This is a genomic window from Microvirgula sp. AG722 (assembly GCF_003269145.1).
Classification (GTDB): Bacteria; Pseudomonadota; Gammaproteobacteria; order Burkholderiales; family Aquaspirillaceae; genus Microvirgula; species Microvirgula aerodenitrificans.
On record NZ_QLTJ01000010.1, the window covers coordinates 22,004 to 37,440 of the forward strand.

7 protein-coding genes are annotated in these 15,437 nt (G+C 65.9%); 4 read left to right on the forward strand and 3 right to left on the reverse strand.

All coding sequences use genetic code 11. The features are described from left to right. Positions 1-21 precede the first annotated feature (21 nt). The 3 genes from DFO50_RS12960 to DFO50_RS12970 form a co-directional block, all read right to left on the reverse strand. The gene (locus tag DFO50_RS12960) at positions 22-1,269 is read right to left on the reverse strand and encodes an MdtA/MuxA family multidrug efflux RND transporter periplasmic adaptor subunit (RefSeq protein ID WP_036386026.1); all 1,248 of its coding nucleotides are present in this window, start codon (positions 1,267-1,269) and stop codon (positions 22-24) included. Positions 1,270-1,433: 164 nt separating this feature from the next. Further along, positions 1,434-2,597 carry a diguanylate cyclase domain-containing protein gene (locus DFO50_RS12965; RefSeq protein ID WP_051528882.1) on the reverse strand — a complete coding sequence of 388 codons (1,164 nt, stop codon included), beginning with the start codon at positions 2,595-2,597 and terminating at the stop codon, positions 1,434-1,436. 195 nt (positions 2,598-2,792) lie between these two features. Beyond that, positions 2,793-3,551, reverse strand: a complete 759-nt coding sequence (locus tag DFO50_RS12970) for a response regulator (protein WP_199489830.1) — start codon at positions 3,549-3,551, stop codon at positions 2,793-2,795. 499 nt (positions 3,552-4,050) lie between these two features. Here DFO50_RS12970 and wecB point away from each other — a divergent pair, with 499 nt between their 5' ends. From wecB to DFO50_RS12990, 4 genes are all read left to right on the forward strand, one after another. After that, positions 4,051-5,235, forward strand: a complete 1,185-nt coding sequence (wecB, locus tag DFO50_RS12975; protein WP_112692677.1) for a non-hydrolyzing UDP-N-acetylglucosamine 2-epimerase — start codon at positions 4,051-4,053, stop codon at positions 5,233-5,235. A 25-nt stretch (positions 5,236-5,260) separates the two neighbouring features. Beyond that, the gene (locus tag DFO50_RS12980) at positions 5,261-7,468 is read left to right on the forward strand and encodes a cellulose biosynthesis cyclic di-GMP-binding regulatory protein BcsB (RefSeq protein ID WP_146745084.1); all 2,208 of its coding nucleotides are present in this window, start codon (positions 5,261-5,263) and stop codon (positions 7,466-7,468) included. A gap of 6 nt (positions 7,469-7,474) precedes the next feature. Beyond that, positions 7,475-9,616: a glycosyl transferase family protein gene (locus DFO50_RS12985; protein ID WP_107889997.1), complete on the forward strand. Its 2,142-nt coding sequence runs from the start codon at positions 7,475-7,477 to the stop codon at positions 9,614-9,616. A 175-nt stretch (positions 9,617-9,791) separates the two neighbouring features. Then, a partial coding sequence (locus tag DFO50_RS12990) for a hemagglutinin repeat-containing protein (RefSeq protein ID WP_146745085.1) occupies positions 9,792-15,437 on the forward strand: 5,646 nt, incomplete at its 3' end.

Sequence of the window (15,437 nt, forward strand, 5' to 3'; positions counted from 1 at the left end):
CAGCTGGCAGGCGGCGGCCGCTCATTGCGGCTGGCCCTTGTGGCGTTTCTGCGCGGCCGGCTTGCTGGCCGCGGCGGCACGATTGCGTTCGAGACGGGCGGGATCGACGATCTCGACCCGGGCGCCCGCCGTCAGCTTGTCGACGCCGTCGGTCACCAGCCGCTCGCCGGCCTGGACGCCCTTGCTGATGACCACGCGCGTGCCATCGCCGGCCGTGGTCGATACCTGGCGCATGGCGACCTTGTTGTCCGCCCCGACCACCCAGACATAGCTGCCTTTCTTGCCGGTCTGCACGGCCGCAACCGGTACCACTACCGCCTGCGACAGCGTGCCGGCGCGAACGCGGGCATTGACGAACTGGTTTGGGAACAGTGTGCCGTCCGTGTTGGCAAATTCGGCCTTCAGCTTGATGGTGCCGGTGCTGGTGTCGATCTGGTTGTCGAGCGTCAGCAGCCTGCCGACCGCCTGCCGCTGCTTCATCTCCCGGTCCCAGGCCTCGACCGTCAGCGTCTGGCCGGCGTTCAGCGGCGCCAGGATGGAGGGCAGCTGCGTTTCCGGCAGGGTGAACAGTACCTGGATCGGCTGGACCTGGGTGATGACCACGATGCCGGTGGTGTCGCCGGACGAAATCTGGTTGCCGACATCGACCTGCTTGAGGCCGACCCGGCCGCTGACCGGTGCGGTGACCCGGCTGTAGTCGAGCTGCAGCCGTGCCGAGTCCACCTGGGCGCGATCCGCCTTGACCGTGCCCTGCAACTGGCGCACCAGCGAGGCCTGGGTGTCGACCTTCTGCGCCGCGATCGACTCCTGCGCCAGCAGGGTGCGGTAGCGGGCGAGGTCGGCGCGGGCATTGTCCAGATCGGCCTGATCCTTGGCCAGCTGGCCCTCGGCCTGCGCCAGGCTGACCTGGAATGGCCGCGGGTCGATTTCGGCCAGCAGCTGGCCGGCCCTGACCGTCTGCCCCTCGGTGAAGTGCAGCTTCATCAACTGGCCGTCGACCCGGCTCTTGACCGTTACGGTGCTGGCGGCGGTCACGGTGCCGAGTCCGCCGAGCCAGACCGGCACATCGGCCGTGCTGGCGGTAGCCACCTGCACCGGCGGCTGCGGCATCCTGCCGCCGGGCCCGCCGGGTCCGTTCGCGGCGCCGGCCGCGCTCTGCTGGCGCAGCGAGTAGATGCCGTAGCCGAGACCACCGATGACGACGGCGGCGATCAGGAGCAGGGACCAGCGGCGACGGGCGCCGGATTTCGGGGACGTGGACGGATTCATGGGCTTTGCGCGAAATGGACGGACGGGAATGACCGGATCGTGAGCAGGGTAGCAGCCGCCTGTCGCCAGAGAATGAAGAAACTGTGGAAGAAGTGCGCCCAGACGAAAAAACCCGCGTGCGACCCCTGTCGCACGCGGGCGGGCACCTGACGGGCAGCCTGACCCTACAGCATCTCCAGGCTGACCTGGTTCAGCACCGACTTGCGTGGCCGGTGCAGCAGGCTGTTGACGGTCTGCGTCATCTGGTCGGCGGTCATTTCCTCGGCGCCGAGCCAGACAATGCGGAAACTGGCGGTCACCACGCCGAGCGGATGGCCGGGGTGAGGGATGCCGAGCGCACTGACGGCCGCGCGCATGTGCTCGACAAACTGCTCGGCCATGGCCGGCGAACTGGCAGAGAACAGCATGCTGAACTGCTCCGATCCGGTCTGCAGCATGGTGTCGCTGGCGCGGCGCAGCCGTACCTGGACGACATGGGTGATGGCGCGCAGGGCCTTGTCGATGGTTTCCGGGCCGTTCAGATGGCTGAATGCCTTGAAGTTGTCGATCTCGACCACGCAGAACGCCAGCGGGTCGGCCCGGTGGTGGCGGGCCAGCGCCGCATCGAAAGCCGGGCCGACATGGCAGCGGTTGAAGGCATGCCCGAGCTCGTCGATCACCGAGCGGTTGCGGCCGGCGGCCTTGGCGTCGTACAGCAGGGTGTCGACGGTGGCGTAGATCTGGTCAGCCCCGAGCCGCTGCTCGTCATGCGCATTCCACCAGACCGTGCCGAAGCTGGCAGTGACGATGCCGGGCGGGTTGCAGGCGTGCGGAATGGCCAGGTCGGTGACGACCTGCTGCAGCTGGGCGACAAAGGCGCAGGCCTTGTCGGCCGATTCGGCCGAGAACAGCACGCCGAATTCCTCTCCGCCAAGCCGGGACAGGCTGTCGCTGGTGCGGCGCAGTTTGCCGCGGATCGCAGTGGCCACTTCGCGCAGCACGGTATCCCCGGCCGGATGGCCATAGAAGTCGTTGTAGGCCTTGAAGTTGTCGAGATCGAACAGGCACAGCGCCAGTGGCGCATCGCGCCGGTGCAGGCTCAGTGAAGTCTCGAACAGCTTGTTGAAATGACGCCGGTTGAAGGCGCCGGTCAGCTCGTCGATGGCCACCAGCTGCTTGAGCCGCCGGTTGGTCAGTTCGAGCAGGTCGATGCGTTCGAGCAACTGCTCCTGTTCGTCATTGAGGGCCTGACAGCGGGCACGCAGCTTCTGAATCACCAGATTCGGATTGGCGTAGTAATACGACGGGGGCTTCGAGCCGTTGTTTTCCATGACCTTCGTAACCTTCATGACCTTCCCTTGTCAGCAATGCCGCGAAGCGCTGCAACGCGCGGGCATCGCAAAAACCGGGGCGACTGGAGGAATGACCGCAGCAGCGGAATAAATTCCGGTTGTGGCTGCACCATGCTATCTGTTTACCGTAATCCGAATGTTTGCCGGCAATGACAAAAGATTTGTCGGCGCGAAAATATCAGCCGGGATGAATCAGCCGTCCGGGTTCTTGCGGAATTCGCTCGGCGTGGTGTCGAACCGGTCGCGAAATGAAGTGGCAAAATTGGCTGCACTGGAAAAACCGACTTCCAGTGCGATTTCATGGATGCTCAGCGGTGTGGTCGACAGCAGCTGGCGGGCGCGGCACAGGCGTTCCTCGCGCAGATACTCGAATACCGACTTGCCGGTATGGGTGCGGAACGCGTTGGACAGCTTTTTTTCGTAGGTACCGATATGGCGTGAAATGTCTTCCAGGCTGATCGGCCTGGCGATATTTTCCGCCATGTATTTCATGGCCGCGCGGACGATGACCAGATCGTGGCTGGTGATGTCCGGCTCTTCGATCACCGCCTGCGGGGCGGTCCCGGTGGCCAGCTGCAGGTGAATGCGGATGCGTGCCAGCACTTCTTCCGGTGCAAACGGCTTGGTCACGTAGTCGACTGCCCCGGCCCCCAGTCCCTCCAGCCGCTCGGACAACTCGTTCGACGAGGTCAGGAAGATCACCGGGATGCGCGAGGTGGCCGGGTAGGCCTTCAGCTGCCGACAGGTGGCGAAGCCACCCAGCCGGGGCATCCGCACATCCAGCAGGATCAGGTCGGGGCGGTTGGCGATGGCGCGCCGGTAGCCCTGTTCACCATCGAAGGCGACGCTGATCCGGTAATCCTCGCTGCGCAGCGTCTCCAGCAGCAACCGCATTTCGTCGGGCCGGTCGTCGATGATGAGCAGATGAGGACGTAGTGAATTGGATGACATGGAAATGGCCAGGACGGTTTTTGCGGGCACGACTTCTGTTTATCGGACAGGTTGCCACGACAAATGACACGGTAACGTGATTCGGGTTTTCCGGAGACATGGCGGGAGACTAGAATACCGGGCTTATTTCCGTTTCCAGCCTGCCGCAATGACAATCGAAACACCGAAAGTGATTGCCCTGCGTGAAATGAATCGGGTTGCTACGCTACCGATCCTATTCTATATGTCAGTGAACTAGCATAACAAATCCAAAAAACACTGCGACATGTTCTCTGCAGCAAAGCGTTTGACCTGCATCACAAACATGCGCGTCCTGTTTCGTGGTCATCATGACATAAGCGGATGACACCGGCCGGGAACGCCAGGCCAGGGTTTTCTGCCGGATTTTCCCGCGGGCCGGAATCCCGCCGGTGGAATGTGACCGGGTGTGGACGGCGCCGGCAAGTGAACGTCTTCGCCACTGGCGCCTGTCACCGCATCATGGATATCGAGGTGTTTTTTGCGAGTTCTCTCAATTTTCGGCACGCGTCCGGAAGCTATCAAGATGGCGCCGCTGGTCCAGCTCCTGGCGCGTACGCCGGGTGTGGATTCCCGGGTCTGCATCACCGGGCAGCATCGCGAGATGCTGGCGCAGGTCATGGCGCTGTTCGGAATCAAGGCAGATTTCGATCTGGACATCATGGTCAAGGACCAGACCCTGAACGGGCTGTGCGGACGGCTGTTTGCGCAGCTGGACCCGGTGCTGGCGCAGGTGAACCCCGATTATGTCCTGGTGCATGGCGATACCAGCACCGCCATGGTGGCGGCGCTGGCCGCGTTCCACCGTCGCATCCCGGTGGCCCATGTCGAGGCCGGCCTGCGCACCGGTGACCTGTCTCAGCCATGGCCGGAAGAAATGAACCGCCGTGCCATCGACCTGGTCAGCCAGTGGCTGTTTGCGCCGACGGCGACCGCACAGCAGTTGCTGCTCGGCGAGAAGGCGGCAGGGCAGGTGGTCGTGACCGGCAATACCGTGATCGATGCGTTGCGCTTCACGGTTTCCCGCATCGACCGCGACGAAAGCCTGCGGCGCCGGCTCGACAGCGCATTTCCGTTCCTGGACAGCGGTCGCCGCATCCTGCTGGTGACCGGTCACCGGCGGGAAAACTTCGGCGACGGCTTCGCCCATATCTGCGCGGCCCTGGCCGAGCTGTCGCTGCGCGATGACATCGACATCGTTTATCCGGTCCATCTGAATCCGAATGTGCGCGGCCCGGTGCTGCAGGCGCTCGGCGGGATGGGCAACATCCATCTGATCGCACCACTCGACTACCTGCACTTCATCCGCCTGATGCAGCACGCCCATGTCGTGCTGACCGATTCCGGCGGCGTGCAGGAAGAGGCGCCGTCGCTGGGCAAGCCGGTGCTGGTCATGCGCGATGTGACCGAGCGGCCGGAAGCGGTGGCGGCCGGTACCGTCAAGCTGATCGGGACCGGGCATGCGCGCATCGTCAGCGAAGTCAGTGCGTTCTTTGACGACCCGGCACTGTGGAAACGCTTTGCCAGACGCAACAACCCCTACGGGGACGGGATGGCGTCCGCCCGCATCGTCGCCTCGCTGATGGGGCAGCCGTGCGAGGCGTTCACCCCCGTCGGCGCCGACGAGTACCGTCCGGCTTCCGGGCAGCCATCGCTGCCGGCCTGAATCTCAATTTACTGTGCAATCGACCATGCCCACATCCCATCGCGCCGCCCGGCCCCGTCTTCTCCTGCCCACCGTGTTCTGTGTCCTGGTCAGCCAGGTCTGGGCGGCGGGCAGCCCCGCCGAACAGTTCCAGGAATGGACTGCCGACACCTGGGTCAACCGGCAGATCAGCCTGGCCGCGCTGGGCCTGCGCAGCCCGGTGGTGCTGTCCGGCGGCGACAGCCGGCGCGAGTTCTTCCTGCCGGTGCCGGCCGGGGTGCCGATCGACGCGGCGACGGTGCAGATCAATGCCAGCTACCTGCGTGCCGATGGCGGGCGCTCGACCCTGCTGCTGTCGGCCGATGACGTGCCGGTCACCGCCAATCGCTATACCGATGACAAGGGCGACGCCAGCCAGCGTATCGACATTGCCGGCGGCGAACGCCCGAACGGTTTTGTGCGGCTTGGCATCGGCTGGTCGTCGGTGATTTCCGACCTGATGTGCGCGGACCAGCGCGCCCCGGGCAATGCCCTGCGACTGAATCCGGATTCACTGTTCCAGTACCGTTATGACCGCAGTGCCGTGCGAACGCTGGCCACGGCGTGGAGCGCCCTGCCGGCGACCCCGGTTCTGCTGGTTTCCGGCAAGAGCCTGTCGCCGCAAGCCTACGACACCGCGTGGCGGGTCGGGGTCACGCTGGAACGGGCCGGCAAGCGGGTACGCATCCAGGCGCTGCCGGCGGTCGGGACGACCGTCGACCTGGCGACGGTCCGGGTGCCGGACAGCCTGCGCGGCATCCCGGCCTTCGCGGCACTGGCCGGCGGCAGCGGCAGCCACCGCATTGCCAGCGCGGCGGAAACCGGTGCGTTGCTGGCCCTCGGCCGCAATGGCCCGCTCGGCACCGACCTGCTGATTGACGAGCCGGCACTGCGCACGGCGATGAGCCAGGCGCTGGATGCGCTGGGCGAACAGGTTCGCACCTCCGGCGAGGCGGCGACTGCGGCCTGGGACGAATGGCGCAAGCACAATGGCGCCCCGCTGGACGTGCCGTCGCGCCAGGATCAGGTCCGCCTGGGCGTGCTGGCCGGCAATCCGGTCATCATCGTCGCCCAGGGCGCAGGCGCCCGGGCCGCCGGGTTGCTGGGCTCGCTGTGGCGCCCGGCTGCCCTCGGCCGCGACCTGACCGTTACCAGCGCCAACACGCCGGCGGTGGACAACGGTTCGGTGCTGCTCGACCAGTTCGGCGCGGTGTCCGGCACCATGGACATCATCGCGCGCGGCGAGCGCGTCGCTGCCTTCGACCTCGGTGCGGTGGCCGGCGACGGTCGCTACCCGAGCCAGCTGGTGCTCGATGTGGCCTCGGCGCCGAATGCCGGCGGTGAAGGGCCGGTACTGTCGGTGCTGCTCAACGACTATCTGCTCGGTGCCGAAAAGCTGGAAGCGAATGGCAATACCCGGCGGCTGGCGGTGAACATCCCGCGTTACGCGCTGGCGGCACGCAATGAAATCCGCATCGTCTTCCTGCGCCAGCCGACCCAGATCCGCTGCCACGACCAGCCGACCCCGTACCCGGTCTCGATCCAGAAGAGCAGTCACTTGCGGCTGGGCAAGGGCGCGCCCGGCGACGATTTTGTCGGCGCCAGCATCGGGCTGGCCGGCGATCATGCCGTCCTGGTGCCGGATACATGGCTGAAGGACGCGCCGACCAGCCTGGCCCGGATGATCCGCCTCAGTGATGCCGTGGGCGCCACCGGCGAGCACGCGCAGCTGAAAGTCGTGGCCAGCGGCCAGAAACCGGACGTCAGCGGCCACTTCATCGCCTTCGACGTGCCGTCGATGTCGGGGGGCAGCGAAGTCGCGGTCGATGGCGGCAAACTGGTACTGAAACGGGACAGCAACACGACGCTGCTCAATCTGAGCGGCCTGCAACGGCTGACGGTGGCGGAAGTCGTCGATGGCGGACGCGGTATTGCCTTCCGTACCGTCGGCAGCGAGGCGCCGGACGTGCCGAAGCCGTTCCGGCTCGCGCGGGGCAACTTCGCCGTGATCGACGAGGGGGGCCCGACGCTGCAGATCGACACGGCGGACCCGACCAGTGCCCGGCTGGCCGACGAAGGCAACCCGCAGTCGATGTGGGAACGGCATATGTGGGCGTGGCTGGCGCTGATCGGCGTGATTGCCTTCATGCTGATGGCCGCCCGCATCGCCCAGGTCCGTCGTCGTCGCCAGGACCGTGCCAGGGTGGAGTCCTGATCCGCCATGATGCTCCTGTACTGGAATATCTTTTTTGCCCACTACTACTCGGCGCTGGAGAAGCTGTCGGTAGTAGTGGCAATCATCATCCTGATTTCCAGTCTGGACGACCTGTTCATTGATGTCTGGTACTGGTCGCGGGAGATCTGGCGCAAGCTGACGGTCAAGCGGCGCCAGAACTACACGCCGCTGACCGCCGAACAGCTCGGCCAGCGCGACCAGCAGCCGCTGGCGATCATGGTGCCGGCCTGGCTCGAGTACGACGTCATTGCGCAGATGATCGAGAACATGGTCGGCGTGCTCGACTATCGCAACTACGTGGTGTTCGTCGGCACCTATCCGAACGACTCGGCGACCATTGCCGAAGTCGAGCGCATGCGCCGGCGCTATCGCCAGCTGAAGCGGGTGGAAGTGCCGCATGACGGGCCGACCTGCAAGGCCGACTGCCTGAACTGGCTGATCCAGGCGATCTTCCTGCATGAAGAACAGCACGACATGGAATTTGCCGGCGTGATCCTGCACGACAGCGAAGACGTGCTGCACCCGCTGGAACTGCAGTTCTTCAACTACCTGCTGCCGCGCAAGGACATGATCCAGCTGCCGGTCACCTCGCTGGAACGCGAGTGGTTCGAGCTGGTGGCCGGCACCTATATGGACGAATTCGCCGAATGGCACGCCAAGGACCTTGTGGTCCGAGAAAGCGTGTCCGGCATGGTGCCGTCGGCCGGTGTCGGAACCTGTTTCTCGCGCCGCGCGCTGATGGGCCTGTGCGCGCAGAACCGCAACCAGCCTTTCAATACCGACAGCCTGACCGAAGACTACGACGTCGGGGCGCGGCTGGCCGAGATGGGCATGCAGTCGATCTTCGCCCGTTTTCCGGTGCAGTTCCGTGCCCGGCGCAAGTCGTGGTTCGGCCTGGGGCCGGTGCGCGAGAAGACGCTGGACATGCCGCTGTGCGTGCGCGAGTACTTTCCCGACACCTTCCGCACCGCCTACCGGCAGAAGGCGCGCTGGACGCTGGGCATCGGCCTGCAGAGCTGGGAGCAGCTCGGCTGGCGCGGTTCGCTGGCGACCAAATACCTGCTGTTCCGCGATCGCAAGGGCATCATCACCTCGTTTGTCAGCATCTTTGCCTACCTGCTGTTCTTCCAGTTCATCCTGTTCTGGCTGCTGACCGCCAGCGGGCTGTGGACCCTGCACCTGCCACCGATTTTCGTGTCCGGCAGCTGGCTGATGACGGTGGTGACGCTGACCGCCATTTCGCTCGCCCTGCGCGTGGTGCAGCGGATCTACTTCGTCAATCTGCTGTACGGCTGGGAACACGCACTGATGTCGGTGCCGCGCATGGTGGTCAGCAATGTGATCAATTTCATGGCCGCGGCACGCGCCTGGAAAATGTTCCTGCTGTACCTGTTCTTCGGCAAGCGCATGGCCTGGGACAAGACCATGCACGACTTTCCGACCTCCGGCCAGCTGGCGGTCACGCGGCAGCGGCTGGGCGAACTGCTGACCGCCTGGCAGGCGGTGGAAAGCGACAAGCTGAACAGCGTGCTGGAAGAACAGGCGAACGGCAGCTCGCAACTGCCGCTGGGACGGATTCTGGTGTCGCGTGGCTGGCTGGACGATGAAACCCTGGCCGAGGCCATTGCCTGCCAGTCCGACCTGCCGCGTGCCCAGTTCGATGCTGCCGAACTGGAACGGAACCTGGCACTGATCTCGCCAGCGCTGTGCATACGCTGGCGGGTACTGCCGCTGCGTCAGACCGCCGACGGCGCGATCGAGATTGCGGTGTCCAATCCGCTGACCGGGGAAGCGCTGGCCCAGCTGCAGGCCGAACATGAAGGCTGTGCCTTCCGCCAGTTCATTGCCCGCGAGAGCGAGATCAGCGCCGGTCTGCGCCTGATCCGTGGCGGCCGCTTCCAGCTCGACCGCGCGCCACTGCTGGGCGATATCCTGATCGAAGCGAATCTGGTCAGCCGTGACGCGTTCGAGACGGCACTGAACCGCTACCAGCCGGAACGTGACGGTCGCATCGGCGAGTACCTGCTGCGCGAGGGCGTAGTGTCGCGCGACGGCCTGAAGCAGGCACTGGATGAGCAGCGCCGACGCTCGGCGCTGGCCGAAGAAGTGGTGGAGGGCGGCAAGTAGGCCGCGCCATTTTCTGTTTTGTCGTCTCCGGGAGGCCGTTATGGCCTCCTTTTTTTGTTTATTCCGGGGCAAAAGGTGCATTTTTCTGTTTAGCTTTTCAGAATATTTACCACCGAATTAGCAATGACATAGGAGTACAGTATCGACCCTTCCTGATGTTTGGCTGCTAAACCCCATGCCGTTCCGACCGTCCGCTACTGCCGTGACCGCCCTGTTGCTGTGCCTGGGCCTGTCCGGTGCCAGCGGGGCCTCCGCCATTATTGCCGACCCGGGCGCCCCCAAAAACCAGCAGCCGACCATCGTCAACACCGCCAACGGACTGCCGCAGGTCAATATCCAGACCCCGAGCGCAGCCGGGGTGTCGCGCAATAGCTACAAGCAGTTCGACGTCGATTCGCGTGGCGTGATCCTCAACAATTCCCGCACCAATGCCAGCACCCGCCAGGGGGGCTGGGTGCAGGGCAATCCGTGGCTGGGCAAGGGCACGGCGAAGATCATCGTCAACGAGGTCAACAGCAACCAGCCAAGCCAGTTGCGCGGCTTTGTCGAAGTCGCCGGTGATCGTGCCCAGGTGGTCATCGCCAACCCGTCCGGCATCAGCTGTACCGGTTGCGGCTTCATCAATGCCGATCGCGCCACGCTGAGCACCGGCCGGCCGCTGTATGGCGCCGGTGGCGGACTGAGCGGTTTTCAGGTCGAGAACGGGCTGATTCGCGTCGACGGTGCCGGGCTGGATGCATCGCAGGCCAGCCATACCGCCATCCTCGCCCGCGCGGTCGAAATCAATGCCGGGCTGTGGGCGCAGTACCTGAGCGTGGTCACCGGCCAGAATCAGGTCGCCGCCGATGGTGAAACCGCGACCGCCAGCCCCAGTGCACCCGCTGGCGACAAACCCCGATTCGCGCTGGATACCGCCCGGCTTGGCGGCATGTATGCCGGCAAGATCTTCCTGATCGGCACCGAAGCCGGTGTCGGCATGCGCCACGCCGGTCAGATTGGAGCCGGTCCCGGCGGTTTTGTCCTGCGCCACGACGGCCGGCTGGAACTGACTGGCGGCCTCAGCAGCGAGGGCGATGCGCGGCTTGCCAGCCGCGAACTGGATCAGCGCGGCACGCTGTACAGCAGCGGCGCACTGACAGTTGACGCCGGTCAGTCCTTGCACAACAGCGGCCTGCTGGCCGCACACGGCGATGTCAGCGCCAGCGCCGTGCAACTGGACAACCGTGGCACGCTGGCTGCCGGCCTGAACGGCAGCGGCGATATCGACCGCGCGGCGGCACTGACCCTGAGCGGGCAGACACTGGATCTGTCCGGCGGCACGCTGCATGCCGGTGGTCACGCCAGCCTGGAGGCGGGCGGGCGCATCGACCACCGGGCGGCGCGGCTGCAGGCCGGCACGCTGCGACTGCACGCCGGCGACGCGATCGACAATCGCGATGGCCAACTGGCGGCACAGCAGGATCTGGTGCTGGAGAGCGGATCACTGGACAACCAGAAGGGACGGATCGGCAGCCTGGGCGGGCTGAATACGCGCGTGCACGGCAGCCTCGACAATCGCAGCGGCCAACTGGCGGCGGACGGTCAGGCGCGGGTCGATGCCGGCCATGTCGACAACCGCAGCGGCGCACTCGGTTCGGCCCATGGCGGGCTGGCGCTGGGGGCTGACGCCCTCGACAACGACAGCGGCCAGGTACTGGCCGCCGGCGATCTGAGCCTGACGCTGAGCGGTGACTATCTGCACCGTGGCGAGCTGCAGGCCGGGCGTGACCTGACGCTGACCAGCCCCGGCACGATCGACAATCAGGGCCGGATCGGCGCCGGGCAGACACTGACGCTGGGAGCGGCAACCCTGTTCAACCGCGGTGGCGGCGAACTGGTTGCTGGCGGCAGCAATCGGCTGAACCTCAGCGGCGAACTCGACAACGCCGGCCTGATCGACAGTGCCGACACCCGCATCACCGCAGGCAGCGTCAGCAACCGTGACCGGCTGTACGGCGACCGGGTCGCCATCCAGGCCGGATCACTGCTGAACGACCGTGACCCGGCCAGTGCGACCGCCGGCGTGATCGCGTCGCGTGGCGACATGGACCTTGGCGTCAGCACGCTGCTCAACCGCGAGCACGCACTGATCCTCACGGAAGGCGATCTGCGTATTGGCGGCACGCTGGACACAAACGGCCGTGCCAGTGGTCGCGCCACGCGCGTGGTCAATGCCTCGGCGGCCATCGACGTGGGCGGCAATGCCGCGCTGGCCGCCGACGAGCTCGTCAACCGCAACGACCATTTCCGCACCTCGACCGTGGACGGCGCCACGACCCGGCAGATTCTGTACCGGCTGAATGGCGCGACCGAGTTTATCGATGCGAGCAAGGTCCGGTTGTACAACACCAGCTATGGCGGCGGCTATGCCGGCGAGAACTGGCGCTGGCCGGACAAGCCGTCGAAGGTGCTGGTGCTGCCATCGACGAAATACCCGTTCGAGCGGTATGGGCCGCCGTTCGATTACAACAAATTCTCGAAGCAGATAAAGAAAAGAAACAACGGGTCGGTCGCCATTGCCTTTATCCCCGAGCACAAGGATTGCTACACCTACGATGGCCTTACCGACTGCAAACCGGACCCCATTCCGGACGAATTCGTCTATTCACCGAGCGACCGTATCTGGGGCATCTTCGGCATTCAGCCACCGGTTGAGCCCGGGGGCGAGCCGGTCGATCCCTGCCGGTACAAAGGCAACGCCTGCCGGGCGACACCTGGCTACGCCCAGTATCTGACGGCGAGCCAGACCTGGACCACCCAGGGCAAGGACAGGAAAGCACGCTACCTCGAACTGAACCAGGCCATTGCTGCGTTCAACCAGGATCTGGGCAAGCGCGTCGTCAAAACCTGGAGCGTCTACATTGTCGACCGGACCCCGCATGTGCCGGTGGTCGACAGCACCGATCCGGCACTGCTGCGCGTGACCGGCAATGCCACGCTGGATGGCCGGGTGGTCAACGACAAAAGCCGGATCTCGGTCGGCAAGACGCTGGACGTCAACGGCCCGGCGGTCGAGAACGTCGGGGCGACGGTAGTGCAGGTCACCACCGTCAGCGGCTCGGCCCAGAGCACCTATATCAAGACCCACTCGATGAAGAGTGACGACCGGCGCTGGCGGAGCATTGCCTACCAGCCCGGCAACGAGGAAAGCACCGTCGAACTGGCGGTGGCACGCACCGAATCGAATCAGGGGACGCAGCCCCGGCAGGCGGAAACACCGACGCAGGTCAGGCTCGAAGGCGTGGCCGGACGACTGGGCAATGACGCCATCCGTACCCGACCGCTGCCGGGACAGGTGCCGGACAGCGCGTTGTACCAGACCCGGCCGGCGCCGGAGGCACGCTATCTGGTCGAGACCGATGCGCGCTATGCGAGCTACAAGACCTGGCTCAGTTCCGACTACATGCTGCAGCAGCTGAAACTCGATCCGGCCGTGACCCAGAAACGGCTCGGTGACGGCTACTACGAGCAGCGGCTGGTCAACGAGCAGGTACTGCAACTGACCGGACGGCGTTTCCTGGGCAACTACAGCAGCAACGAAGCGCAGTACCAGGCGCTGATGACGGCCGGGGTCGAGTTCGCCCGGCACTACCAATTGAGTCCGGGCGTGGCGCTCAGCGCCGAACAGATGGCGCGCCTGACCACCGACATCGTCTGGCTGGTGGCGCAGGACGTCACCCTGGCCGACGGCAGCCGGCAGCGCGTGCTGGTGCCGCAGGTGTATGCCAAAGTGCGCGAAGGCGACGTGCGCGGCGACGGCACCCTGATGGCCGGCGGCGACCTGAAGCTGAAACTGGCCGGTGCGCTGGACAACAGCGGCACCCTGCTGGCGACCGGCCAGCAGGTCATCGACGCTGGCGACATCCGCAACCGTGGCACGCTGATGGCGGACAGCCTGCGGGCCGAGGCGCGGCGCGATCTGGACAACCTGGCCGGGCGCCTGAGTGGCGCCAGTGTCTACCTGGCGGCCGGCAACGACCTGAACCTGACCAGCACCCTGCGCAGCACCTCGGGTGAACAGGGCAGCAGAACGCGGATCGATGGCGTCTCCCGCATCGACGCCGGCACCCTGCTGGCCTCGGCCGGCCGGGACCTGACCGCTACCGCCGTCTCACTGCACAGCACCGGCGACCTGACCCTGGCGGCCGGCCGCGACCTGAACCTCGACGCCTTGACCACCCGGCGCGAAGACCACGTGGCATGGGACCGGCGCAACCGCGCCGATACCCACGACAGCCAGAGCGTCGGCAGCGAGCTCGGCAGCGGCGGCAACCTGCAGTTGCTGGCCGGGCGCGACCTGGGTACCACCGCGGCCTACCTGAACGCCAGTGGCGCGATCGGGCTCGGCGCCGGTCGCGACCTGCGGCTGCTGGCCGGCGAGAACAGCGCCAGTGCGCGCGATGAACGCTACGTCGCCAGCAAAAGCCTGCTGTCCGGCGAAACGATCCACACCATCGACCGCAGCGACTGGACCGAGGCTGCTGCCACCACCGTGTCCGGCGACCGCATCGCCATTCATGCCGGGCACGGCCTCGGCGTCACTGCCGGCAATGTAGTGGCGACCGGCGATCTGGCGCTGCAGGCCGGCAATCAGCTCGACATTGGCAGCCGCAGCACCGAGCACGGTGAATACCATTTCAAGGACGTCAGAACCACCGGGCTGGGCTCGTCCGGCACCACGTTCAGCTATGGCAAGGTGCGGCAGACCGACAGCGCCGACGACCGCAGCCAGTCGCAGAGTGGCAGCCGCATCGGCAGCCTGAAGGGCGACACCAGCCTGACCGCCGGCAAGGCGCTGAACATCAGCGGCAGCCAGCTCAGCGCCGGCCAGGATCTGCGCCTGCAAGGCGAACGGGTCACGCTGGTCGCCGGCGAGAACAGCGGCCAGCACCAGGAAACCCACCTGTTCAGCCAGACCGGACTGAACATCGGCATCAGCAGCCCGCTGCTGGCCGCATTGCAGACCACACAACAGATGGTGTCGGCGGCAAGCGAGGTCAAGGACCCGCGGCTGGCAGCACTGGCGGCCGGTACCGTCGGCCTGGCCGGCAAGAACGCGCTGGACGCCTACAATGCCGACCCGAAAGCGGCCGGCGGCGTCAGCCTCAGCATCACCTTCGGCAGCAGCCGCAGCGAGAGCCGCTCGGTCAACCGTTATACCGATGCCGCCGCCAGCACGGCACAGGCCGGGCGCGACCTGAGCATCGTGGCGGTCGGCGCCGGCAAGGACAGCGATATCGTCGTGCACGGCAGCGACGTGCAGGCCGGCCGCAACGCGACCCTGCTGGCCGATGGCGACATCGAACTGCTGGCGGCACGCAACACCGCCGAACAGCACAGCAGCAACAAGTCGGTCAGCGGTGCAGTCGGCCTCGCCATCACCTTCGGCTCGAATGGCGCGGGTTACGGCTTTACCGCCAGCGCCAGCATGGCGCGCGGCAAGTCGGACGGCAACGACGTGATCTGGCGCAACAGCCAGCTCGATGCCGGCAACACCCTGACCCTGGCCAGCGACGGCGACAGCACCCTGCGCGGCGCGGACGTGCGCGGCCGGCAGGTGGTGGCCGACATCGGCGGCGACCTGAGCATCGAAAGCCTGCAGGACACCAGCAAGTACAAGAGCAAGCAGCAATCGGCCAGCGCCAGCGTCACGGTCGGGGTCGGCTTCTCGGGCAGCGTCAGCGTTGGCCAGCAGAAGATGAACAGCGACTACGCCAGCGTGACCGAACAGACCGGCATCCGCGCCGGCGACGGCGGCTTCCAGCTCGACGTCGGCGGCCAT

Bases quoted from the DNA above. Each gene is read 5' to 3' on its own strand.
- DFO50_RS12965 (WP_051528882.1), bottom strand. From the start codon at position 2,597: ATGAAGGTTACGAAGGTCATGGAAAACAACGGCTCGAAGCCCCCGTCG.
- DFO50_RS12980 (WP_146745084.1), top strand. From the start codon at position 5,261: ATGCCCACATCCCATCGCGCCGCCCGGCCCCGTCTTCTCCTGCCCACC.
- DFO50_RS12970 (WP_199489830.1), bottom strand. From the start codon at position 3,551: ATGTCATCCAATTCACTACGTCCTCATCTGCTCATCATCGACGACCGG.
- DFO50_RS12960 (WP_036386026.1), bottom strand. From the start codon at position 1,269: ATGAATCCGTCCACGTCCCCGAAATCCGGCGCCCGTCGCCGCTGGTCC.
- DFO50_RS12985 (WP_107889997.1), top strand. From the start codon at position 7,475: ATGATGCTCCTGTACTGGAATATCTTTTTTGCCCACTACTACTCGGCG.